Source organism: Psychrobacter sp. 1U2 (assembly GCF_051847575.1).
Genome location: NZ_JBPYDC010001218.1, coordinates 1 through 664, shown reverse-complemented (window position 1 = coordinate 664; position 664 = coordinate 1). Strand labels below are relative to the sequence as shown.

Here is a 664-nt window from a genome sequence, read left to right as displayed (position 1 = left end):
ATTGAGTGCCTTAATCCTTATCTGTCAGGATCTAATCAACAGCAGAGTAAAAAATCGCGTTCATGGTTACTCATTGATTGCGGTGAAGGTACACAGCAGCAACTGCTCCATACCAAACTATCAATGCATCAGCTTACCGCTATTTGTATAACTCATGTGCATGGCGATCATTGCTATGGTTTGCCAGGATTGCTCGCTAGTGCTGCCATGTCAGGACGTACCGCGCCGCTGATTCTTATCGCACCCAAAGCCATTAGCAAACTATTAGATGCTGTAATACTAGCTACTGAGTTACATTTGCCATTTGCCATCGATTTTATGGCGATTGAAGATTTGCTATATCAGCCAAATAATGAAAATAAAGGTCAGGTAAGTATCAGCTTGGATAAGCAGCAACAGCTTGCGATAGATATTCATCCTCTATCACATCGCGTGCCATCCTATGGTTTTGGTATTACTCAGACTATCAGTCGTCGCACGCTCAATACCGATAAATTGCTAGCAGCTGGTATTCCAGCTAGTAAGGTGTGGGGGAGGTTGCAGCAAGGTGAAGATGTTATAACCGAGGACGGTAAGCAGTTACGTGCAGCAGATTACGTCGATAACGACGAGCAACGTACAAGGGTTGTAGTGGCTGGTGATAACGATACGCCAAGTCTTTTAG

The 664-nt window shown here is 44.3% G+C and carries 1 protein-coding gene; it reads left to right on the top strand.

The window, feature by feature from the left end:
* The coding region (locus ACS8FD_RS21295) for an MBL fold metallo-hydrolase (RefSeq protein WP_439277335.1) at positions 1-664 on the top strand (664 nt) is incomplete at both ends.